The organism is Pantoea sp. JKS000250 (assembly GCF_003201065.1).
GTDB classification, from domain to species: Bacteria; Pseudomonadota; Gammaproteobacteria; order Enterobacterales; family Enterobacteriaceae; genus Pantoea; species Pantoea vagans.
Window position 1 is genome coordinate 2,258,835 of sequence record NZ_QICZ01000001.1, and the last position, 23,150, is coordinate 2,281,984.

Annotated in this window: 23 protein-coding genes and 1 pseudogene; 16 read left to right on the forward strand and 8 right to left on the reverse strand. The window is 56.0% G+C overall.

Annotated elements, in window-relative coordinates; genetic code table 11:
* Nucleotides 1-90: 90 nt before the first annotated feature.
* The 4 genes from gyrB to dnaA all read right to left on the reverse strand — a co-directional run bounded on the left by gyrB (nt 91) and on the right by dnaA (nt 6,359).
* A complete protein-coding gene (gene gyrB, locus BY447_RS10830; protein ID WP_013359602.1) occupies nt 91-2,499 on the reverse strand; it encodes a DNA topoisomerase (ATP-hydrolyzing) subunit B in 2,409 nt (802 codons plus the stop codon).
* A gap of 18 nt (nt 2,500-2,517) precedes the next feature.
* On the reverse strand, nt 2,518-3,603 hold the full coding sequence (gene recF, locus BY447_RS10835) for a DNA replication/repair protein RecF (protein ID WP_013359603.1): 1,086 nt from the start codon (nt 3,601-3,603) through the stop codon (nt 2,518-2,520).
* Nucleotides 3,604-3,838: 235 nt separating this feature from the next.
* Nucleotides 3,839-4,939 (reverse strand): DNA polymerase III subunit beta, encoded by a 1,101-nt coding sequence (gene dnaN, locus BY447_RS10840; protein WP_033734661.1) that lies wholly within the window; start codon nt 4,937-4,939, stop codon nt 3,839-3,841.
* A 4-nt stretch (nt 4,940-4,943) separates the two neighbouring features.
* Nucleotides 4,944-6,359, reverse strand: a complete 1,416-nt coding sequence (dnaA, locus tag BY447_RS10845; protein WP_013359605.1) for a chromosomal replication initiator protein DnaA — start codon at nt 6,357-6,359, stop codon at nt 4,944-4,946.
* A 597-nt stretch (nt 6,360-6,956) separates the two neighbouring features.
* Between dnaA and rpmH the strand changes: the two genes are divergently transcribed.
* The 7 genes from rpmH (at nt 6,957) to BY447_RS10880 (ending at nt 12,582) form a co-directional block, all read left to right on the forward strand.
* The gene (gene rpmH, locus BY447_RS10850; protein WP_003849659.1) at nt 6,957-7,097 is read left to right on the forward strand and encodes a 50S ribosomal protein L34; all 141 of its coding nucleotides are present in this window, start codon (nt 6,957-6,959) and stop codon (nt 7,095-7,097) included.
* Between the two features lie 14 nt (nt 7,098-7,111).
* Complete coding sequence (gene rnpA / locus BY447_RS10855) at nt 7,112-7,471, forward strand: ribonuclease P protein component (RefSeq protein WP_008926396.1); 360 nt, start codon at nt 7,112-7,114, stop codon at nt 7,469-7,471.
* Entirely contained in the window at nt 7,435-7,692 is a 258-nt protein-coding gene (gene yidD, locus BY447_RS10860) for a membrane protein insertion efficiency factor YidD (protein ID WP_008926397.1), read from the forward strand. Before rnpA ends, yidD begins: the two co-directional genes overlap by 37 nt.
* A 2-nt stretch (nt 7,693-7,694) precedes the next feature.
* Nucleotides 7,695-9,341 (forward strand): membrane protein insertase YidC, encoded by a 1,647-nt coding sequence (yidC, locus tag BY447_RS10865; protein ID WP_013359606.1) that lies wholly within the window; start codon nt 7,695-7,697, stop codon nt 9,339-9,341.
* Nucleotides 9,342-9,433: 92 nt separating this feature from the next.
* The gene (gene mnmE, locus BY447_RS10870; protein WP_107319193.1) at nt 9,434-10,798 is read left to right on the forward strand and encodes a tRNA uridine-5-carboxymethylaminomethyl(34) synthesis GTPase MnmE; all 1,365 of its coding nucleotides are present in this window, start codon (nt 9,434-9,436) and stop codon (nt 10,796-10,798) included.
* Between the two features lie 264 nt (nt 10,799-11,062).
* Entirely contained in the window at nt 11,063-11,653 is a 591-nt protein-coding gene (locus tag BY447_RS10875) for a malonic semialdehyde reductase (protein ID WP_033784376.1), read from the forward strand.
* Between the two features lie 179 nt (nt 11,654-11,832).
* Nucleotides 11,833-12,582, forward strand: a complete 750-nt coding sequence (locus BY447_RS10880) for a 4'-phosphopantetheinyl transferase family protein (protein WP_013359609.1) — start codon at nt 11,833-11,835, stop codon at nt 12,580-12,582.
* Between the two features lie 36 nt (nt 12,583-12,618).
* Here the strand turns inward: BY447_RS10880 and BY447_RS10885 are convergent, their stop codons facing one another.
* Nucleotides 12,619-13,932 (reverse strand): NCS2 family permease, encoded by a 1,314-nt coding sequence (locus tag BY447_RS10885; protein WP_110331122.1) that lies wholly within the window; start codon nt 13,930-13,932, stop codon nt 12,619-12,621.
* Nucleotides 13,933-14,084: 152 nt separating this feature from the next.
* Here BY447_RS10885 and yieH point away from each other — a divergent pair, with 152 nt between their 5' ends.
* Nucleotides 14,085-14,744, forward strand: a complete 660-nt coding sequence (gene yieH / locus BY447_RS10890) for a 6-phosphogluconate phosphatase (RefSeq protein ID WP_110331123.1) — start codon at nt 14,085-14,087, stop codon at nt 14,742-14,744.
* Nucleotides 14,745-14,753: 9 nt separating this feature from the next.
* Entirely contained in the window at nt 14,754-15,686 is a 933-nt protein-coding gene (locus tag BY447_RS10895) for a GlxA family transcriptional regulator (protein WP_033784377.1), read from the forward strand.
* Here BY447_RS10895 and BY447_RS10900 read toward each other — a convergent pair.
* Nucleotides 15,671-16,666: an acyltransferase gene (locus tag BY447_RS10900; RefSeq protein WP_110331124.1), complete on the reverse strand. Its 996-nt coding sequence runs from the start codon at nt 16,664-16,666 to the stop codon at nt 15,671-15,673. The genes BY447_RS10895 and BY447_RS10900 overlap by 16 nt on opposite strands.
* A gap of 220 nt (nt 16,667-16,886) precedes the next feature.
* On the opposite strand from BY447_RS10900, the gene glyQ reads away from it, so the two are divergent.
* From glyQ to BY447_RS10925, 5 genes and pseudogenes are all read left to right on the forward strand, one after another.
* On the forward strand, nt 16,887-17,798 hold the full coding sequence (glyQ, locus tag BY447_RS10905) for a glycine--tRNA ligase subunit alpha (RefSeq protein ID WP_003849680.1): 912 nt from the start codon (nt 16,887-16,889) through the stop codon (nt 17,796-17,798).
* A gap of 9 nt (nt 17,799-17,807) precedes the next feature.
* A complete protein-coding gene (gene glyS, locus BY447_RS10910) occupies nt 17,808-19,877 on the forward strand; it encodes a glycine--tRNA ligase subunit beta (RefSeq protein ID WP_033784380.1) in 2,070 nt (689 codons plus the stop codon).
* Nucleotides 19,878-20,276: 399 nt separating this feature from the next.
* Nucleotides 20,277-20,555: a type II toxin-antitoxin system ParD family antitoxin gene (locus BY447_RS10915; protein WP_033784381.1), complete on the forward strand. Its 279-nt coding sequence runs from the start codon at nt 20,277-20,279 to the stop codon at nt 20,553-20,555.
* Complete coding sequence (locus BY447_RS10920; RefSeq protein WP_110331125.1) at nt 20,555-20,869, forward strand: type II toxin-antitoxin system RelE/ParE family toxin; 315 nt, start codon at nt 20,555-20,557, stop codon at nt 20,867-20,869. Before BY447_RS10915 ends, BY447_RS10920 begins: the two co-directional genes overlap by 1 nt.
* Nucleotides 20,870-20,939: 70 nt before the next feature.
* Nucleotides 20,940-21,207: pseudogene (locus tag BY447_RS10925) on the forward strand (YrhB domain-containing protein).
* A 47-nt stretch (nt 21,208-21,254) separates the two neighbouring features.
* On the opposite strand, the gene BY447_RS10930 reads toward BY447_RS10925, so the two are convergent.
* Nucleotides 21,255-21,467, reverse strand: a complete 213-nt coding sequence (locus BY447_RS10930) for a SymE family type I addiction module toxin (protein WP_110331126.1) — start codon at nt 21,465-21,467, stop codon at nt 21,255-21,257.
* 368 nt (nt 21,468-21,835) lie between these two features.
* Between BY447_RS10930 and BY447_RS10935 the strand changes: the two genes are divergently transcribed.
* On the forward strand, nt 21,836-22,120 hold the full coding sequence (locus tag BY447_RS10935; RefSeq protein WP_033784384.1) for a damage-inducible protein J: 285 nt from the start codon (nt 21,836-21,838) through the stop codon (nt 22,118-22,120).
* A complete protein-coding gene (locus BY447_RS10940) occupies nt 22,117-22,416 on the forward strand; it encodes a type II toxin-antitoxin system RelE/ParE family toxin (protein ID WP_110331127.1) in 300 nt (99 codons plus the stop codon). Before BY447_RS10935 ends, BY447_RS10940 begins: the two co-directional genes overlap by 4 nt.
* A gap of 105 nt (nt 22,417-22,521) precedes the next feature.
* Here the strand turns inward: BY447_RS10940 and BY447_RS10945 are convergent, their stop codons facing one another.
* On the reverse strand, nt 22,522-23,133 hold the full coding sequence (locus BY447_RS10945) for a glutathione S-transferase (protein ID WP_110331128.1): 612 nt from the start codon (nt 23,131-23,133) through the stop codon (nt 22,522-22,524).
* Nucleotides 23,134-23,150 lie beyond the last annotated feature (17 nt).

The window sequence follows — 23,150 nt, forward strand, 5'->3', positions numbered from 1 at the left end:
GGCAGCAGGACCCGCCTCGCCGGGTTTTCGCCCATACGGCACAAAAAAAAGGCCATCACCTGAGTGATGGCCTGTTATGTCCGCTATCTGTTAAATATCGATATTGGCCGCTTTCAGCGCATTCTCTTCGATGAAGGCACGGCGCGGCTCGACCGCATCGCCCATCAGGGTCGTGAACAGCTGGTCAGCACCGATCGCATCTTTAATAGTGACGCGCAGCATACGACGGCTGTCTGGATCCATGGTGGTTTCCCACAGCTGATCCGGGTTCATCTCGCCCAGACCTTTATAGCGCTGGACCGACAGGCCACGACGCGACTCTTTCACCAGCCACTCAATCGCCTGTTCGAAGCTTGCCACCGGCTGACGACGCTCACCACGTTCAATGTAAGCATCTTCTTCCAGCAGACCACGCAGTTTGCCACCCAGAGCACAGATTTTGCGGTACTCAGGTCCCTGAACAAACTCAGCTTCCAGCGGATAGTCGGTATCCACACCGTGGGTACGGACGCGCAGCACCGGCTCGAACAGGTTCAGTTCGCGGTTTTCACGCACCTGTGCCAGATAAGTACTGCCGTGCGCTTCACGCTCCGTCAGATAGCTCACCAGGCCGTTCAGCCAGGTAGTAACCTCTGCTTCGTTGCTCAGGTCGCTCAGCGTGTCGTGATAAATCATCGCACGCAGCATGGCCATCGGATAACGGCGTTCCATACGCTTGATCATCTTCTGGGTGCTGTTGAAGTCAGAGACCAGCGTCTCCAGCGGCTCACCGCCCAGCGCAGGCGCGCTGGCATTGGTGTGCAGCGTTGCACCATCAAGGGCGATAGCGATCTGGTATTGGTCCATCGCCTCGTCATCTTTGATGTACTGCTCCTGCTTGCCTTTCTTCACTTTGTAGAGCGGCGGCTGGGCGATATAGACGTGGCCGCGCTCAATGATTTCAGGCATCTGACGATAGAAGAAGGTCAGCAGCAGGGTTCGGATGTGTGAACCATCGACATCGGCATCGGTCATGATGATGATGCTGTGATAGCGCAGCTTGTCCGGGTTGTACTCATCGCGACCAATACCGCAACCCAGTGCGGTGATCAGCGTGGCCACTTCCTGCGAGGCGAGCATCTTGTCGAAACGCGCTTTCTCAACGTTAAGGATCTTACCTTTCAGTGGCAGAATCGCCTGGTTTTTACGGTTACGGCCCTGTTTGGCCGAGCCGCCTGCGGAGTCACCCTCCACCAGGTAGATTTCAGAGAGCGCCGGGTCACGCTCCTGACAATCCGCCAGCTTACCTGGCAGACCAGCCAGATCCAGCGCGCCTTTACGGCGGGTCATTTCACGGGCGCGGCGTGCTGCTTCACGGGCACGTGCGGCATCGATAATTTTGCCCACGACGATTTTGGCGTCTGACGGGTTTTCCAGCAGGTATTCTGCCAGCAGTTCATTCATCTGCTGCTCAACCGCCGATTTCACCTCTGACGAGACCAGTTTGTCTTTGGTCTGTGAGGAGAATTTTGGATCCGGCACTTTTACCGAAACCACGGCGATCAGGCCTTCACGCGCATCATCACCGGTGGCGCTGACTTTGGCTTTCTTGCTGTAACCCTCTTTATCCATGTAGGCATTCAGGGTACGCGTCATCGCTGCGCGGAAACCGGCAAGGTGCGTACCGCCATCGCGCTGCGGGATGTTGTTGGTAAAGCAGTAAATATTTTCCTGGAAGCCGTCGTTCCACTGCAGCGCCACTTCCACGCCAATGCCATCTTTCTCGGTAGAGAAATAGAACACGGTAGGGTGAATCGGCGTTTTGTTTTTGTTGAGGTACTCAACAAACGCCTTGATACCGCCTTCGTAATGGAAGTGGTCGGTTTTGCCATCACGCTTGTCTTCCAGGCGAATCGACACGCCCGAGTTCAGGAACGACAGTTCGCGCAGGCGTTTTGCCAGAATCTCATACTCGAAATCGCGCACGTTGGTAAAGGTTTCATAGCTTGGCCAGAAACGCACGCGGGTACCGGTGATGTCGGTATCACCAGTGACCGCCAGCGGTGCCTCAGGTACGCCGTGGACGTAAATCTGCTGATGGACTTTGCCTTCGCGACGAATGGTCAGCTCCAGCTTCTGCGACAGGGCATTAACGACAGAGACGCCCACGCCGTGCAGGCCGCCGGAGACTTTATAGGAGTTATCGTCGAACTTACCGCCCGCATGCAGCACGGTCATGATCACTTCAGCGGCGGAAACGCCCTCTTCTTCGTGAATACCGGTTGGAATACCGCGTCCATCATCCTGCACCGAGACGGAGTTATCCGCATGGATAGTGACTACGATGTCACTACAGTGACCAGCGAGCGCTTCGTCGATTGCGTTATCCACGACCTCGAATACCATGTGATGCAGACCGGTACCGTCATCGGTATCGCCGATATACATGCCCGGGCGTTTGCGTACCGCATCAAGTCCTTTCAGGACTTTAATACTTGAGGAGTCATAAGAATTCGACATCAACGTTTCTCGCTCATTTTAATCTTCAGGTTGAACCGCTATTTTACCCTGTTCCACGCGGAACATCTTGCCCTTTTCGTCGGTCATGTCGATTACATGTCCGGCAGAAATGGCGCTGACAAACACCTGAGCCTGAGTGGCTTTTAACCGGTCCGCCAGCAGGCGCCGACGGCTCTCATCCAGCTCAGAAGCAAAGTCATCAATGAGGTAAATACAGCGGCGTCCGCTCTGGCTTGTCAGGAACTCGCCCTGTGCCAGACGCAATGCACACATCAGCAGTTTCAACTGCCCGCGTGAGAGTAAATCTTCGACCGGCGTCCCTTCAGCGCGAATACGAAAATCGGCTTTATGGGGACCGCTGGCGGTATAGGTCAGTGCGCGATCGCGCTCAAAATTACGTTCCAGCAGTTCGGCGTAGTCGCTCTCTTTGTCCCAGCCACGCTGGAAGGAAAAGCGCAGCTCAAACTCCGGCAGAAACTGGGCACAGGTGGCAGTGATCTCCGCCGAAATCGCCGCACTGTATTCCGCCCGCCACTGGCTGATCTGTTCCGCCAGCGGAACCAGCTCCTGATCCCAGGGACGAATCTGGCTGTAACGTGAAACCTGGCGCAGCGCCGCATTTCGCTGCTTAAGCAGGCGGCGCATATTGTTCCAGGCGTTAAAGAAGCCGGGCGTGTTATGGAAACAGCCCCAGTCCACATAGGCTCTGCGGTATTTGGGGCCGCCATTCAACAAACTAAAGCCTTCCGGCGTAATTAACTGCATCGGCAGCAGCTGCGCCAGCTCCGCGACCTTGTGTCCATCGCTGCCATCAATGCGCACTTTGCTGTCACCGGCCCGGTTTTTGGTCAGCCCGACGGAGATTTCCCGCTCTTTGCTTTCCAGTCGTCCGTGCAGTACGAACGCTGCCTCGTCGTGACGGATTACGCGGCCCGCCTGCAGGCTACGAAACGAGCGGCCATGCCCCAGCGTATGGATCGCCTCTAAAACGCTGGTTTTCCCGCTGCCGTTGACGCCCACCAGGAAATTAAAGCCGGGTGCCAGCTGCAGGTCAGCCTGCTCGATATTACGAAAATCTTTGATAAGAAGGCGGGTTAAAGCCATGAATCAATCCAGCGTGAAGGGCAATAGTCGGGATGAATGGGTTTGCCTTATAACACAATTCAGTGCGTTGACGGCGAAGCAGGTTTGCCCGATATCGCCATCACCAGGCCGTCGGCGTCGACGCCAGTCTGCTTCAGGCTAGCGCGCAGACCCTGGGAGCATACTGAAGTATGTGACCAGGGGCGAGCACTGCCCGGAATCAGAATGGCAAGTAAGCCAGGCCGATATGTAACACCTACAAGCGCATGGGCATCACGACGTAGGCCGCTGCGGGACTTGCTACATCTTCAATCTGCACGCTCGACACCGAATCCGTCAGCAGCAGGCGGACGTTTTCGCACTTCAGCGCGTTCAGCACATCCAGCACGTAACTGACGTTGAAGCCAATCTCCAGCTCGGTGCCGTTATAGCTGACATCCAGCATCTCTTCCGCTTCTTCCTGTTCAGGGTTATTAGCGGTGATCTTCAGCTGATTTTCAGTGATATAGAGGCGAACGCCGCGGAACTTCTCATTCGAGAGGATCGCCGCACGGGCAAACGCCTGTTTGAGCAGATCGCAGCCTGCTTCCAGCGCTTTGTCGGGATTCTTCGGCAGTACGCGGCGATAATCGGGGAAACGACCATCAACCAGCTTAGAGGTGAAGATATAGTCACCGACGTGCGCCCGGATGTTGCTGCCGCCAATCTGAACCTGCAGCGGATTCTCGCCGCCATCCAGCAGACGCAGCAGCTCAATCACGCCTTTACGTGGCACAATTACCGAATGACTCGGCAGCGCCTGACCAATCGGCATAGAGCAAACGGCCAGACGGTGACCATCAGTGGCCACGGTGCGCAGCTCTTCCCCTTCGGTTTCAAACATCATGCCGTTGAGGTAGTAACGCACATCCTGATGCGCCATCGAGAACTGAGTTGCTTCGATCAACCGTTTCAGCGTTGCCTGCGGCAGGGTGAATTCAACTTCACTCTGCCAGTCGTCCAGATTCGGGAAGTCACTGGCGGGCAGGGTCGACAGCGAAAAACGGCTGCGGCCAGAGCGAACCAGCATGCGATCGCCTTCCAGCGCCAGCGTAATTTCTGCGCCATCCGGCAATCCGCGACAGATATCGAGGAATTTGCGCGCTGGCACGGTGGTGGAGCCAGGCTCATGTGCCTGCGTCAGCGCCACGCGCGCGACCATCTCCATTTCCAGATCGGTACCGGTCAGTAACAGCGACCCTTCCGTTACCTGCAGCAGCAGGTTTCCAAGGATCGGCAGTGTCGGACGACCGCCCAGCGGGCCACTTACTTGCTGCAGCGGCTTCAGCAGCTGCTCACGTTCAACAATAAATTTCATAGCGTCAGGAAGATAATGTTCTGATGAGATTAGAGAAATCTTCTTTGATATCGTGGCTCTCTTCACGCAGCTGCTCAATCTTGCGGCAGGCATGAAGCACCGTTGTGTGGTCGCGACCCCCAAAAGCATCGCCAATTTCTGGCAGGCTGTGGTTCGTCAACTCTTTTGCCATCGCCATCGCCATCTGGCGCGGACGCGCTACCGAGCGCGAACGACGCTTGGAGAGCAGATCCGCCACCTTAATCTTGTAGTACTCAGCCACGGTCTTCTGAATATTATCGATGGTGACCAGCTTTTCCTGCAGCGCCAGCAGATCGCGCAGCGCTTCGCGCACGAAGTCGATGGTTATCGCCCGGCCGGTAAAGTTGGCATTGGCGATCACGCGATTCAGCGCGCCTTCCAGTTCACGCACGTTAGAGCGTAAACGCTTGGCAATAAAGAAGGCGACTTCACCCGGCAGACGGATGTCGTTCTCATCTGCTTTTTTCATCAGGATTGCCACGCGCGTTTCCAGCTCAGGCGGCTCGATCGCCACCGTTAAACCCCAGCCGAAACGTGACTTAAGACGATCCTCCACCCCATTGATCTCTTTTGGATAGCGATCCGAGGTGAGGATGATCTGCTGATTGCCTTCTAATAAGGCATTAAAAGTGTGGAAGAACTCTTCCTGCGACCGCTCTTTATTCGCAAAGAACTGAATGTCATCGATCAGCAGCGCATCGACAGAACGGTAATAGCGTTTGAACTCTTCAATCGCGTTGTTCTGCAGCGCTTTAACCATATCCTGCACAAAGCGCTCGGAGTGCATGTAAACCACTTTTGCATTGGGTTTACGGGCAATGATGCCGTTGCCTACCGCGTGCAGCAGGTGCGTTTTGCCGAGACCGGTGCCGCCATACAGAAACAGCGGGTTGTAAGCGCCGCCTGGATTATCCGCCACCTGACGTGCCGCCGCGCGCGCCAGCTGGTTGGATTTACCCTCGACAAAGTTATCGAAGTTATGACGGTTATTCACATTCGAGCGATAGGTGACGTCGGCTGGTGCCGGGACATTATCCCAGCTGGGACGCAGGATCTGCGTTGGGGCCGGACGGATGTGACTCTGCACGGGCATGACGGGCGCGCTGACGCTGGCCATCACCGGCTGGCTGACCGCTGCCGCTGGCTGCTGAACCGGGCGCGTACCCACTTCAAAACGCAGCGCAGGCACGTTCGGACCACAGAATTCATTCAGCAGTGCATTGATACTGTTAAGGTATTTGTCCCGGACCCAGTCGAGTACGAAGCGATTTGGAGCATACAAGGCAAGCGTATTGTCGTTTAACTCAGCCTGCAGTGGACGGATCCACATGCTGAATTCGGTGGCAGGAAGCTCATCCTGCAAACGGGCAAGACACTGTTGCCAAAGCGTAAGTGACACGGCGGACTCCACTCGTACAAATTCGAAAAGAATAGTAGGCGTTACTCTAAGAAACGTTCATTTTTGACACAGACGCTAAGAAAGCGCCTGCGACCGCTATCAGCGGTTTCCCGTCCTGCAATCACCGGAGGATCGTCAGCGGAAGGGCGGATCATAGCGCAAAGCGAGACAGAGATCTTCCCTTTCTACACAGTTTTGATCCTTTTTATCCACAGGCCGGAGACGCGCAAAGAAGTTTACGCCAGTTGCAGGAAAAACCAGCAGGGATCTGGCGCAATGCGCTAAATTTTCGGGCGACATCTCATTTTATCCCCAGGATCCGGCAAGCCGATCGCAATAAGATCCCGTACGATCCTTGCGCTTTGGAACGGAGCCCGTATAATCCTTCACCCGACATTATGCTGTAAGGCGCAACGTCGGGTCTCAGCGGGCTGTATGCGGGTTTTCAGGCACGACAACACGCGAAGTAAATTGACTCGGGACTGTACAATTATTACAATCCCGCCTCTTTATTAAAGACACATTGAGGCGTAGGTCGATTTACTGGCCCGAAACGCGTCATCCAGTGAAAATTTTCAAGTTTAGGTAGAAACCGCCATGAAACGCACTTTTCAACCGTCCGTACTGAAGCGCAACCGTTCACACGGTTTCCGTGCTCGTATGGCAACAAAAAATGGTCGTCAGGTTCTGGCACGTCGTCGTGCTAAAGGCCGTTCTCGTCTGACCGTTTCTAAGTAATAAAGCAAGCCCTGATGGGTAAGCTCGCATTTCCCAGGGAGTTACGTTTGTTAACTCCCACTCATTTCACTTTCGTCTTCCAGCAGCCACAACGGGCTGGCACGCCGCAAATTACTATTCTCGGCCGCCTTAACGCGCTGGGGCATCCCCGCATCGGTCTCACCGTCGCTAAAAAACATGTGAAACGCGCTCATGAACGCAACCGGATCAAGCGATTGACCCGCGAAAGCTTTCGTCTGCGTCAACATGAACTGCCGTCGATGGACTTCGTGGTGGTCGCGAAGAAGGGGGTTGCCGATCTGGATAACCGTATGCTGGCGGAAGCGTTGGAGAAACTATGGCGTCGTCACTGTCGCCTGGCGCGCGGCTCCTGATCGTCCTGATACGCGTCTATCAACGCGGTATCAGTCCATTACTGGGACCACACTGTCGGTTTCACCCGACCTGCTCTCATTACGGAATTGAGGCGTTACGCAGGTTCGGCCTGATAAAAGGCAGTTGGTTGACATTAAAACGCGTATTAAAATGCCACCCTTTGAACCCGGGTGGTGACGATCCTGTGCCGCCAAAAACCTTTGATACCAGAGAACATTAACGATGGATTCGCAACGCAATCTCTTTCTCATCGCTTTTCTGTTCGTGACCTTTATGATCTGGCAAGCCTGGCAGACGGACCACGCTCCGCAGCCACAGCAGACGCAGACCACACAGGGCACCAACAGCGTAGCGGGTGATACCGCCAGTCAGGGTGTACCGGCCAGCGGTCAGGGCCAGACGATCACCGTTAAGACTGATGTCCTGTCATTGAATATCAACACCCGCGGCGGTGATGTTGAACAGGCACAGCTGCTGACTTTCCCGGACAAACTGGGTTCAGACCAGCCGTTCCAGCTGCTTGAAACAACGCCAGCGTTCCTTTATCAGGCTCAGAGTGGTTTAACCGGTCGTAATGGTCCGGATAACCCGAACAACGGCGCGCGTCCGCTGTTCACCACTGCGCAGGATCACTTCGAGATGGCTGATGGCCAGTCCGAACTGCGTGTGCCGATGACCTATACCGCTGAAAATGGCGTGGTTTACACCAAAACCTTCATCTTCAAGCGTGGCGAATATGCCGTTAATGTCGATTATCATGTCAACAACACCACTCAGCAGCCGCTGGAAGTGTCACTGTTTGGCCAGCTGAAGCAGACGATTGATCTGCCTAAGCATCGCGATACCGGCAGCAACAACTTTGCTCTGCACACCTTCCGTGGCGCGGCCTACTCCACCAGCGAGTCGAAATATGAGAAGTATAAATTCGACACCATCGCGGACAACGAGAACCTGAACGCAACCACCAGCAATGGCTGGGTGGCGATGCTGCAGCAGTACTTTGCGACTGCATGGGTTCCGCGTACTGAAGGCACCAACACCCTTTACACCAGCAACCTGGGTAACGGCGTGGCAGCGATTGGCTATAAATCTGCACCGGTCACCATCGCTGCAGGCGCTCAGCAGAATCTGGGTGCAACGCTGTGGGTCGGCCCGGAAATTCAGGACAAGATGGCCGCGATTGCGCCGCACCTTGATCTGACCGTGGATTACGGCTGGTTGTGGTTTATCTCTCAGCCGCTGTTCAAGCTGTTGAAATTTATCCACAGCTTCATCGGTAACTGGGGCTTCTCCATTATCGTGATCACCTTCATCGTGCGCGGCATCATGTACCCGCTGACCAAAGCGCAGTACACCTCGATGGCTAAGATGCGCATGCTGCAGCCGAAGATTCAGGCGATGCGTGAGCGTCTGGGTGATGACAAGCAGAAGCAGAGCCAGGAAATGATGGCGCTGTATAAAGCAGAGAAAGTGAATCCGCTGGGTGGCTGTCTGCCGCTGGTGATTCAGATGCCAATCTTCCTGGCGCTCTACTATATGCTGTCAGGCTCAGTTGAACTGCGTCATGCGCCATTCATTCTGTGGATCCATGACCTGTCAGCGCAGGACCCATACTACATCCTGCCGATTCTGATGGGCATCACCATGTTCTTCATTCAGAAGATGTCACCGACCACCGTGACCGATCCGATGCAGCAGAAGATCATGACTTACATGCCGGTGATCTTCACCGTGTTCTTCCTGTGGTTCCCGTCAGGTCTGGTGCTGTACTACATCGTCAGCAACCTGGTAACCATTCTCCAGCAGCAGCTGATTTATCGCGGCCTGGAAAAACGTGGTCTGCATAGCCGCGACAAGAAGAAAGCGTAAGCGATCCAGCGCGGGAGCCATCCCGCTCTAAAATAGTCTATTCTCAGGCGGTCAAAGCGACCGCCTGTGTTTTTTGTAGCGAGAGAAAATTTATGAGCCACAGCGATACCATTGTTGCCCAGGCAACACCGCCCGGACGCGGCGGCGTCGGCATTCTGCGCGTCTCCGGTGCCCAGGCGGCAGAGGTCGCCCGCCAGCTGCTGGGTAAACTGCCTAAGCCGCGATACGCCGATTATCTGCCGTTCACTGACAGCGACGGCAGCGTGCTGGATCAGGGCATTGCGCTGTGGTTTCCTGGCCCCAATTCCTTTACCGGCGAAGATGTGCTGGAGCTGCAGGGCCACGGCGGCCCGGTAATTCTCGATCTGCTGCTGAAGCGCATCGTGGCGCTGCCGGGCGTGCGTATCGCTCAGCCGGGTGAGTTCTCTGAGCGTGCGTTTCTGAACGACAAGCTCGATCTGGCGCAGGCCGAAGCGATTGCCGACCTGATCGATGCCAGCTCTGAGCAGGCGGCGCGTTCGGCCGTGAACTCGCTGCAGGGCGCGTTCTCCACCCGCGTCAATCATCTTGTGGAAGCGCTCACTCACCTGCGCATCTATGTCGAAGCGGCTATCGACTTCCCGGATGAAGAGATCGATTTCCTCTCTGACGGCCGAATTGAAGCACAGCTGAATACGGTGATCGGGGACCTGGATGCGGTCCGTGCCGAAGCGCGTCAGGGTAGCCTGCTGCGTGAAGGAATGAAGGTGGTGATTGCGGGCCGGCCTAATGCGGGCAAATCGAGCCTGCTGAATGCGCTGGCAGGCCGTGACGCCGCTATCGTTACGGACATTGCGGGCACCACCCGTGATGTACTGCGTGAACATATTCATATAGATGGCATGCCGCTGCATATTATCGATACCGCCGGTCTGCGAGAGGCCAGCGACGAAGTCGAACGCATCGGCATTGAGCGCGCCTGGCAGGAGATTGAACAGGCTGACCGCGTGCTGTTTATGGTAGATGGCACCACCACCGATGCCACCGAAGCGGCGGCTATCTGGCCCGATTTTGTCTCCCGTCTGCCGCCGGAGCTGCCAATTACCGTGGTGCGCAACAAGGCGGATGTCACCGGTGAAGCGCTGGGCCTGACAGAAGTAAACGGTCACTCACTGATTCGCCTGTCAGCACGCACCAGCGAGGGCGTCGATGCGCTGCGGGATCATCTGAAGCAGAGCATGGGCTTCGCGGGCAACATGGAAGGTGGCTTCCTGGCGCGTCGTCGCCATCTGCAGGCGCTGGAGCTGGCGGCCACACACTTACAGCAGGGGAAAGCGCAACTGCTCGGTGCCCAGGCCGGTGAGTTACTGGCGGAGGAGCTCCGTGTTGCTCAGCAGGCGTTAAGCGAGATCACCGGTGAATTCACCTCTGACGATCTGCTGGGCCGTATCTTCTCCAGCTTCTGTATTGGTAAATAGCTTTCCGGGCCTGGCGGCATCGCGCTGTCAGGCCTGATTTCCTGTCTCACTGCCTCCCCTGTTATTCCCGCCTCTGCGTTGATTCTTGCTGATATGTTATTTTGCGGCGGCACCGCGTTGTCGTATAACGGTAGATGCGCCGATCTGACGTGCGGCTATGATCGCGGTGAGTGAACCCCGCTTCATCCCGCCGTGTCGGGCCGCACGCAAACCCACTACGTGAACACCGTCAGGCGAAATTTTTGCCTGAAAAAGGAGAGTTGCATGAGTACACCGCTCGACACTGCCGCACTGGATACGCTGTTTAATGACGCCCGCACCCACAGTTACTGGCAGGATAAGCCGGTCGATAACGCCCTGCTGGAACAGCTCTATACGTTAACGGCGCTGGGGCCGACCTCGGCGAACTGCTTGCCTGCGCGTTTTGTTTTCGTCACCTCAGCGGAAGGCAAAGAGAAGCTGAAACCGGCCCTCTCGTCCGGCAATCTGGACAAAACCATGAGCGCGCCGGTTACGGTGATCGTGGCCTGGGACCGTGAGTTCTATGAGCAGCTGCCTGCGCTGTTCCCGCATGCAGATGCGCGCAGCTGGTTTACCGGCAGCCCGGAAGCAGCGAAAGAGACGGCTTTCCGTAACAGCAGCCTGCAGGCGGGTTACCTGATCCTGGCAGCCCGTTCGCTGGGTCTGGATGCCGGTCCGATGTCCGGTTTCGATCCGGCCAAAGTCAATGATGCCTTTTTCCCCGACGGCCAGTATCAGGTTAACCTGCTGATTAACCTCGGTTACGGTGAGGCATCAAAACTGCATCCGCGCCTGCCGCGTCTGAGCTTTGAGCAGGCAAGCCGCTTCGCCTGATGCGGCCCGCGTCGCGATTCGGTTCGCGGCGCGTAACTCTGGTCCATTCCCGCCAGCCTGTGCTGCCTGATCATCCTATTCTGAATTTAACCCAATCTGTGCTGTTGCTGAGTGCAATAAGGTAGGAAAATTCCTACAATGTTTCTGATGATTATCTGACCATTTTCACGGAGCGACAGATGGCTGGTCATTTTGTACGCTGGACGGGCGATCCCGGCTTCCCGGCTAAAGAGATGTGCATTCCCCAGGCGATTACCGACACGGCACAGCAGTTCGCTGACAAACGCCGTGGACGTTTCCTTGCCGCGCGAACCCTGCTGGCACAGCTGATGCTGCGCGTTTATGGTATTCAAGAGCTGCCACGCCTGATTATCCAGAGCAACGGACGTCCCGTGTTTGCTGACAGCGATCTGCCCGATTTCAGCATTGCCTATGCGGGCAATACGGTGGGTGTACTGCTGGCTGAAGAGGGTGGACGTGCCGGTCTGGATATGGAGATTGTGCATGCGCGGAGCCGTCAGACGCAGGCGCAGCTGATTCAGGGATTAACGTCGGGCGAAATCGCCTGGATTAATGCCCAGCAGGATGCCATGGAAGCGGTGACGCAGATCTGGACGTTACGCCAGAGCATTCTCAAGCTGACGGGAGAAGGCGATCGGGGACTGGATTCGCTGCGCCTGCTGCCGGGTGCCGGTCGGCTGCGATCGTCACTCTATCCCGACATTCAGGTGGTGTGTGATGCGGAACCCATGCTGGTCTGGTCGTGTGCGCTGTCGTCTGCGACGCAGCGGCTGTACCTGTGGGAGATGGATAACGACTTTGAATGGCGTGCATTACGTGAAATTGAGATGGGTAAGCCCAACATCGGGCCTCATGCCCTGCGGCTGACCAGTCTGCCCAGCGAGCGCAATCTGCATCCTGAAATGTAAAAAGCCGCAACCGGTGGGTTGCGGCTCTGACTGCGCTTAGTGCGCGTCGATAAAGACAATCTTCAGCACAAACAGCAGCGCAACAATCACCACGCAGGGGCTGATCTCACGCCAGCGGCCGGTACCCAGCTTCATGACACAGTAAGCAATGAACCCCAGCGCAATCCCTTCGGTGATGGAAAAGCTGAAGGGCATCATGGCGGCGGTCACAAACGCCGGAACCGCTTCGGTCAGATCGTCCCAGCGCACGCGCGACAGGCTGGCGGTCATTAACACGCCCACATAAATCAGCGCACCCGCGGCAGCGTAGGAGGGCACCATCGCGGCCAGCGGTGACAGGAAGGTCACCAGCAGGAACAGCAGGCCGGTCACCACAGCCATCAGGCCGGTACGGCCACCAATCGCCACGCCCGAAGTGCTCTCGATATAGGCGGTCACCGATGAGGTGCCCGCCAGCGCGCCACTCACCGAACTGATGCTGTCGACATAAAGCGCCTGCTGCATCCGCGGGAAGGTGCCGGTTTCATCGGTCAGTCCCGCTTTGTCGGTGACGCCGATCAGCGTGCCGGACGAATCGAACAGGTTGACCAGCATAAACGAGAAAATCACGCCTGCCATGCCAATGTTAAACGCGCCTTTGATATCAACCTGACCCACTACCGACGTAATCGACGGCGGCGCTGATAACAGGCCAACAAACTTCACGTCGCCCAGCATCCAGCCAATACCGGTGGTGATCACCATTGAGATCAGCACCGCCGCGTGGATATTACGTGATGCCAGAATGGCGATAATAAAGAAGCCCAGCGCACCCAGCAGCACGCTGTGCGAGGTCAGGTTGCCTACCGCCACCAGGGTATCGGGATTCGGCACGATAATACCGGCGTTCTTCAGCCCCATCATGGCGATAAACAGACCGATACCGGCGGTAATGCCAACGCGCAGGCTCAGCGGGATATTGGCAATCATCCAGTAGCGAACCCGCAGCAGCGTCAGGATCAGCAGGCCGACCGCGCCCCAGAAGATCGCGCCCATACCGACCTGCCACGAATAGCCCATCGCCCCGACCACCACAAAAGCGAAGAAGGCGTTCAGGCCCATTGCGGGGGCCAGCGCCACCGGCAGATTGGCAAACAGCCCCATCAGAATGCTGCCGAAGGCGGCAATCAGACAGGTGGTCACAAATACCGCCTGGGTATCCATGCCGGCGACGCCGAGGATCTGCGGGTTGACGAAGACGATATAGACCATCGTCAGAAAGGTGGTGATACCCGCGATCACTTCGGTGCGCACCGTGGTGCCATGTTCCTGCAGCCTGAAGATGCGCTGCAAAACGCCTTGCTTGCTCATGCCATCCATCCAGAAGAAAAAATCATCGGCGCGTATCCTGGCGATTTTACCGGGGCAATACAATGATTTTTCGCAACCGATTGCCAGTCTCGCAATCTGCGCTGAGTGCGGTAGAGTGTGGAGCACCCCCCTGAATCGAAGGATAGAGTCTGATGTCAGTTGAATGCGTCTTTTTTGATTGCGATGGCACGCTGGTGGACAGTGAGTTGCTCTGCACCCAGGCCTACGCCAACACCTTTGCCCGTTATGGTCTCGAGCTGTCGCTGCAGCAGATGTTTGAAAAGTATAAGGGCGTCAAACTCTACGACATCATTCGTGACGTGGGTGATGCACATCAGGTGACGTTGCCGATGGAAGAGGTGGAAACCGCCTATCGCGCGGAAGTCGCGCGACTGTTTGATCAGCAACTGCAGCCGATCTCAGGCGCAAAAGCGCTGGTTGAGCAGATCAAAGTGCCGATGTGCGTGGTCTCAAACGGGACGGTAAAAAAGATGCAGCACTCGCTGGGCTTAACCGGCATGCTGCCGCTGTTTGAGGAGCACCTTTATAGCGGCTATGACATTCTGCACTGGAAGCCCGATCCGGAACTGATGTATCACGCGGCGGAACAGATGCAGGTGCCGATTGAGCGCTGCATTCTGGTGGATGACTCCGAAGCGGGTGCCCGCGCCGGTATCGCCGCCGGCATTCCGGTCTACTACTACTGCGCTGACCCGCACAACCCTGAACTGGATCATCCGCTGGTGACGCGCTTCGACGACATGGCGCAGCTGCCTGCGTTGTGGCGTGCCCGCGGCTGGGATCTGGTGTAGCGAGCCAGCATGACGCATACCGTCTGGTTTTTAACTCTGCCCGGTGTCATGGCGCTGGATCTGACCGGCCCTGCCGAGACGCTGAGGCTGGCGGGCGATCGCTTTACGCTGCGCTACATTGGCCCGCAGCCGGAGGTGGTCTGCTCCACCGGCATGACCATTGGCGGCATCAAACCTTTACCGGAACAGTTGCCCGCCGGGAGCCTGCTGGTGGTGCCGGGCGTCTTTGACTCGCAGATCTGTTATTCCACTCAGCAAGCCGCAGAAGCACGCGACTGGCTGATGCGCCAGCACGCCGCGTTGCGCGCGCAGACCTTTATGCTGGTCTGCGTCTGCTCGGGGGCACTGCTGGCGGCGCAGGCAGGCATGCTGGATGACGTGCCCTGCACCACCCATCATGATGTGATCGCCCGCCTGAAAGCAGCCGCCCCGCGCGCACGGGTGCAGGAGAATCGGGTGTTTGTCGGGCATGAGAATATCTGGACCAGCGCGGGCATCACGGCGGGCATCGATCTGGCGCTGCATCTGGTGAAGCAGCTCTGCGATACGCCGACTGCGCTGGCGGTGGCGCGGGAAATGGTGGTCTGGTTCCGCCGCGCCGGGGACGATCCGCAGCTTTCACCCTGGCTGCGTTACCGCAATCATATGCATCCGGCCATTCATCGGGCACAGGATCTGATGATTGCCCATCCTGAACATGGCTGGACGCTGACCGAGCTGGCAGGGCGCACCCACGTCAGCAGCCGCCATCTGGCGCGGCTGTTTCGTCAGCATCTGGGGATCAGCGTGCGGGAATACCATGAGCAGCTGCGGGTTGGCGTGGCGCGCCAGCGTCAGCAGCAGGGGGAATCGGCCGAAAAAGCGGCGCTGGCGGCGGGATTTTCATCGGCGCGCCAGCTGCGACGCGCCCGCCAGCGGGAAACCGATCAACTGACGAAGTGACGGGTATCGACACGTTTCAGCGCCATCCCCAGCAGCAGACTGCCGCCCAGCGTCAGCCCGAACACCCAGGGCAGATCGAGCCACGGCCGCGACATATCATCGTAGTGATGCGTACGCAGATAGTGAATAAACAGCGCGTGAAAGCCGTAGATCGGCAGTGAATAGCGTGCAATCACCGTAAAACCGGGCAGCGTGCGCTGATTCAGGCTGTTTTTAAACACGATCAGCAGGCTGATGGCCGCGATAAACACCAGCGGTCCGCAGTAGAGATACCAGGTATCGTTAAACGCGCCATTGACGATCAGCGCCTTTTTCGTCCCCAGCGTAATGCCAATTACGCAGGCGATAAACAGCCCGGCCGCCAGCGGCGTCAGGCCGCGGCGGCTGGTCTCCATGCTGCCGATAGCCCGTCCCAGCAGCGCATAGAGCAGGTAGTAGATGCTGTCGCCGCTGACATAGAGATTCACCGGCAGAAAATGAAACGGGCCCAGCGACTGGCTGACCGTATTGGGGTTAGCGAGCACCGCCAGCACCAGCACCAGCATCGCCACGTAGCGCGCCTGCACGGTTTTCACCTGAATCAGCGGCGACATCAGATAGATGCCAATCAACGCAAAGAAGAACCAGAGGTGATAAAACACCGGCTTCTGCAGCATCTTCAGGATCGAACGTCCTTCGCTGATCGGCGTCAGCCAGGTGATATAGGCCAGCGAGACCGCGCTGTAAAATAGCAGGCAGAGCACCAGCCGGAGCATATGGCGCGGCTGGGCGCTACGTTCGCCGAAGAACAGATAGCCGGAGATCATAAAGAACAGCGGAACACAGACACGTGATGCGGAGTTCAGCAGATTCGCCACATCCCAGGTGGTACCCGTTACCGCCATCGGTCCGGTGATATACCAGGTAGTAGTGTGAATCACGATCACCATCAGGCAGGCAACCGCGCGTAAATTGTCGATCCAGTAAATCTTTTGCGGCATGGCGTCCTCTTGCGCATAGCTCCGTGCGCAAAAGGGTAGTCAAATGCGACCAGAGCAACAACTGCCGCCAGCAGGATTCAGAGCCATCTGTATGCCGGCCCCCGAAATTACCGTGAAAACGCGCTGGAACCGTCCGGGATTTACGGCTGCACATCGCGCGGTCAAAGGGTATACTGTCGGCCTCTTTTTTTAATCTAACCGAAGCGCGTGCACACTTAACATGCAAAAGTTTGATACCAAAACCTTTCAGGGGCTGATCCTGACCTTGCAGGATTACTGGGCGCGTCAGGGCTGCACCATTGTCCAACCGCTGGACATGGAAGTGGGCGCTGGCACTTCACACCCGATGACCTGCCTGCGTGCACTCGGCCCGGAGCCGATCGCTGCCGCTTACGTGCAGCCATCACGCCGTCCTACCGATGGCCGCTACGGTGAAAACCCGAACCGTCTTCAACACTATTACCAGTTCCAGGTAATCATCAAACCGTCACCGGACAACATTCAGGAGCTCTACCTTGGCTCGCTGAAAGAGCTGGGTATGGATCCGACGGTGCATGACATTCGCTTCGTAGAAGATAACTGGGAAAACCCGACGCTGGGTGCCTGGGGACTCGGATGGGAAGTGTGGCTCAACGGCATGGAAGTAACGCAGTTCACCTACTTCCAGCAGGTTGGCGGCCTGGAGTGTAAGCCGGTAACGGGTGAGATCACCTACGGTCTGGAGCGTCTGGCGATGTACATTCAGGGCGTCGACAGCGTTTACGATCTGGTCTGGAGCGATGGCCCGCTGGGCAAAACTACCTACGGCGACGTGTTCCATCAGAACGAAGTGGAGCAATCCACCTATAACTTCGAATACGCCGACGTCGATTTCCTCTTTACCTGCTTCGAGCAGTACGAGAAAGAGGCGCAGCATCTGCTGGCGCTGGAAAAACCGCTGCCACTGCCCGCCTACGAACGCATTCTGAAAGCGGCACACAGCTTCAACCTGCTGGATGCCCGCAAAGCGATCTCGGTAACAGAGCGTCAGCGCTATATTCTGCGCATTCGTACCCTGACCAAAGCCGTGGCTGAAGCTTACTACGCCTCTCGCGAGGCAATGGGCTTCCCGATGTGCAATAACAAAAAGTAAGAGGCAGCCATGACTGAACAAACTTTCCTGGTGGAGATCGGCACCGAAGAGCTGCCACCAAAAGCCCTGCGCAGCCTGGCAGAAGCCTTTGCCGCGCAGGTTACCGCTGAACTTGATGCCGCCAACCTGAGCCACGGCGAGGTCAGCTGGTTTGCTGCGCCGCGTCGTCTGGCGCTGAAAGTCGCAAACCTGAGCGCCTCACAACCCGATCGGGAAGTGGAGAAGCGCGGTCCGGCGGTCGCTGCGGCGTTTGACGCTGACGGCAACGCCACCAAAGCCGCAGAAGGCTGGGCGCGGGGCAACGGCATTACGGTCGATCAGGCTGAACGCCTCGCCACCGATAAAGGCGAATGGCTGGTTTATCGCGCCCAGGTCAAAGGCGAAGCGGCTCAGGCACTACTGCCGGCGATGATTGCGACCGCACTCAGCAAGCTGCCCGTGCCAAAACTGATGCGCTGGGGCGACAGCGATGTGCAATTCGTCCGTCCGGTTCACACCGTGACGATGCTGCTGGGCGATGAGCTGATTCCTGGCACCATTCTGGGCATTAAGTCAGATCGCGTTATTCGTGGTCACCGCTTTATGGGTGAAAGCGAAATCACGCTCGACAACGCCGATCAGTACCCGGATGTGCTGGAAAAACGCGGCCAGGTCATTGCCGACTATCAGGTCCGCAAAGCGATGATTAAAGCTGATGCCGAAGCGGCCGCACGTCGCTTAGGCGGTAACGCCGATATCAGCGACAGCCTGCTGGAAGAGGTGACGTCGCTGGTGGAGTGGCCGGTCGTCCTGACCGCGACCTTTGAAGAGAAATTCCTCAAGGTGCCTGCGGAAGCGCTGGTCTACACCATGAAAGGCGATCAGAAATATTTCCCGGTTTACGACAATGACGGCAACCTGATGCCGAACTTCATTTTCGTCACCAACATCGAATCCAGCGATCCGCGCCAGATTATCTCCGGCAACGAGAAAGTGGTACGTCCACGCCTGGCCGATGCGGAGTTCTTCTTTAACACCGACCGCAAAAAACGTCTGGAAGATAATCTGCCGCGTCTGGAGACGGTGCTGTTCCAGAAAGAGCTGGGCACGCTGCGCGATAAAACCGATCGCATTCAGACCCTGGCGGGCTGGATTGCCGGTGAAATTGGCGCCGATGTGAATCACGCTACCCGCGCGGGCCTGCTGTCGAAGTGTGACCTGATGACCAACATGGTCTTCGAGTTCACCGACACCCAGGGCGTGATGGGCATGCACTATGCGCGTCACGACGGCGAAGCCGAAGATGTGGCGGTTGCGCTGAACGAGCAGTATCAGCCGCGCTTTGCCGGTGACGATCTGCCATCCAGTCCGGTTGCCTGTGCGCTGGCGATTGCCGATAAAATGGATACGCTGGCCGGTATTTTCGGCATTGGTCAGCATCCGAAAGGCGACAAAGATCCGTTCGCACTGCGTCGTGCGGCGCTGGGCGTGCTGCGTATCATCGTTGAGAAGAACCTGCCGCTCGACCTGCAAACGTTGACCGAAGAAGCGGTACGTCTGTATGGCAGCAAGCTGAGCAACGCTCGCGTGGTGGATGATGTGATCGACTTTATGCTGGGTCGCTTCCGCACCTGGTATCAGGAAGAGGGTCACAGCATCGATACGCTGCAGGCAGTTCTGGCGCGTCGTCCGACCCGTCCGGCTGACTTTGATGCACGTATGAAAGCAGTGTCGCACTTCCGTACGCTGGAAGCCGCTGCAGCGCTGGCAGCGGCGAACAAGCGCGTCTCTAACATACTGGCAAAGTCGACCGAAACGCTGAATGAAAGCGTGCAGGCATCGCTGCTGAAAGAGAACGAAGAGATCCAGCTGGCGACCTTTGTCACCGCACTGAGCAGCAAGCTGCAACCTTACTTTGCTGAAGGCCGCTATCAGGATGCGCTGGTCGAACTGGCCCAGCTGCGTACCGCGGTAGACAACTTCTTCGACAAAGTGATGGTGAACGCCGACGATCAGGCAGTGCGGGTCAATCGCCTGACGCTGCTGTCAAAACTGCGTGAGCTGTTCCTGCAGGTCGCGGATATCTCGCTGCTGCAGTAATCCTCTGAGCGTAGTGCGAAAAAGGGACGAGCAATCGTCCCTTTTTTTATGGGATTTTTCAGGCCGGGAGGGCCTCCCGATAGCGTGTTTACTCAAAGCACCTGTCTTAATGCTCAGCTCTGGCTGACGACTGCAGATGAAGTGGATTGCCTGCGTTTCAGTTGTGCTGAAGATCCCTGAATTCCTCTCTAATCTGTATGGTTTTACCCTATCCGGTAATGACCGTGGCTGAACCGCTGGTAAGATTTGCTATTGCAATGATAAAAACCAGGGATATCCGCAACCACTTCTGTAAGTACCCAATTCTCAGGAGAGAGTGACGCCGCAGAGTGTGAAACTGACAGTTGCCAGAAAGGTCAGTATGATTAAATCCTATCAGGCAAAGGAAAGAGGTTATCCATGAGAACAACACAGCAGATGAGTATCACACTGCCAAATGAAATGGCAGCGCAGGTAAAGGCACGTGTTGCCAGCGGCGAATATGCGTCGGAGAGCGAAGTCATCCGTGAAGGTCTGCGTGCGCTTATGGCCAGGGATCATGCCGTGGAGCAATGGCTGAATGAAAAGGTAGTGCCTGCCTGGGAAGCGCTTCAACGTGGTGAAACAGAAAGCCTGAGCGCTAACGACCTCAGAAACAGGCTTAAAGCAGAACACAGGAAGGTGACCGGGGAGGAGTGATGGTTTACAGGGTGGCCTTTGCACCGGAAGCGCAGGAACAACTGGCAGAGCTTTACCGTTATATCTTGCAAGAGGCAACACCCTATACCGCTCTGAACTTTACAGAAAACATCATCAGTTATTGTGAGTCTCTTTCACAGTTTCCACAGAGAGGAAACTGTCGTGATGATCTTCTGCCAGGACTGAGAATCACAAATTACCGCAGGCGGACAATAATCGCCTTCATGCTCTCTGATAAAGAAGTAACAGTATTAGGCATATGGCATGGCGGCCAGGAGTATGAAAATGACCTGTCCGGAGACGAAACTGCCTGAAATGTCAGAGCAGCCAGTCGGGGCGATCGAGTTCTATCATTAGATCGTTCCAATTATTGAGGGCAAATCAATGGTCAATTTTGGAGAGGCTATAGAAAAAGCGACAGAATATCTAAAAAATACAGATATTCCTGTTGTTATTACCCTTCAGGGACGTTTTTCTGAAGGATGGTTTTTTGTTTTTGAATCTCGAGAATATCTTGAAACGGGGGAGTTTACTGCTCAACTCGCCATTTATGGTTGATAAGGATACAGGTGAAATACATGAATTTGGAACGGCGTATCCTATTGAAAAATACTTACAGGATTATGAAGAAAAGAAAAATAATCTAAGTTAAACGAATCCCGACCTTATTGTCGGGATTTTGCATTATAAGTCAGTCTCTTACCCTTTATTAGTCGGGCTGATAATCAGCTGACCCTGTTCGGCAATGATGCTGACCGGCTGGCCTTTAATAAATCCCCACTGTTCCAGCCATCGTCCTTTAATGGTCAGTTGCGGCAAGGGGTTCGGTCTGCCGCCGTTAGGGCGGTAACCAACGATGCTTTTGCGTGTTTGGGGTATAGCGGGTTCTGACGTAGAATCTTTTCCAGCCATAATTAACTCCTACCTAGTTAGTTGTGGTCAGCGGGCTGCTGGTGTTCCACCACCTTCAGCCCGCGCTAATAATCTCTCGTTACGCGCTTCCTTTCCTGTTTTCTCCTGTTCAAATATACATCGTCCGCTTTGTAAACTCGCTGAAAGCTAAGTAATAGATTGCGAGGCGTCTCTGAAAAACAGATTGTTTTTCCGTTTACCATTTCGTTTGCATCCTCTTCCCAATATGCTCTTCAGCATCCGTAATCGGCTATTTAGTTCTATTAGCGTGGCGATTTCCGGCATCGCATAAGAGTGAAATGGAGATGACAGAGAAAGGGATGACAGGCATGATGACACCACAAACGACACCACGCGAGAGTCAGGCTATGAGCACTATCCATTTCAGAATTGATGACGACGTTAAACGACTTGCCATGCAGGCAGCCGAGCGCCAGAAGAAGACGCTGACTGAAGTTATGCGTCAGCGAGCGGAAGAGCTGGCTGCTGAAGAGCGGCACTATCAGGACAGTAAACATGATGCATGGCTGGAAGAGCAGATAGCGGCTGCATTCAGTCGTTATGATGCCGGTGAAAGTGAATTCATCAGTAACGATGAAATGGATACCCGCATGGAAGAGCTTAAAGCGCAGGCCGCGCAGGGAAAATTGTGATAGCAGCCGTTCAATGGGAAAAACAGGCGCAGGCGGACAGGGAAACAATATTTCGTTATCTGTATCGTGAGGCTGGCCTGCAGGTAGCCAGTGCAACAGACGATAAGTTTACCCGGTTGGCCAGTCTGCTTAGCGAAAACCCGCGGGCTGGCACTAAAGTCGGAACAGAAAAACAGCTTAAACTGGTGGTGCCACGCTTACCGTTCATCATCATCTATGTAGCTGAAACAGATGCGGTTCGCATCCTGCGTATACTGCATACATCCCGAAAAATATCGGGCCGCTATCAAAGATAGTCAGCCACTTCAGCCTGCATCAGATTGTCTGGATCATGAGCTACGGCAGAGAGAGCGGTGCGCTGAGGAGGCCGATGAAATCATCAGCCCCAGCCACCGCACCCATCACGCCGCAGGCGGCGTCGTCCGCGCAAAGCTCTCGCGCTCAAACAGCGTTTCCGCCAGCTTCACCAGCGCCGGTCGTTCGACACACCAGTTGGGTACCACGCGGCGGAAATTGAGGTAGCCGATCATGCAGCCGGTGGCGATATCCGCCAGATTGAGCTGGCCGTTGTTAAGCCATTTGCCCTCTGCGGCCACGGCTTCCAGCATATCGAGACTGCGCTGAATTTTTTCACGATTACGCAACAGCACCTCTTCCGACTGCAAATCTCCCGGACGCATCTGCTCACGCACGATCACCAGTGCGGCATCACAAACGCCATCCGCCAGCTTCTCCAGCTGACGAATGTTAAGTGACTCAAGCGGATCGGCAGGCAGCAGAGCGGGCTCTGCGCCGCGCAGTTCCAGAAATTCGGCGATGATGCTGGAGTCGAACCAGATTTGCTTATCGTCAGCGACCAGCGCCGGGACTTTGCCCAGCGGATTGTAGTGCGGCACGTGGCTGTCATCGCTGTAAGGCGATGCGTTAACGAATTCAAACGTAATGCCTTTTTCCAGCATGATAATCGAAATCTTACGCACAAACGGGCTGGTATAGCTGCCAATCAGTTTCATCGGGTTCTCCGGATTCA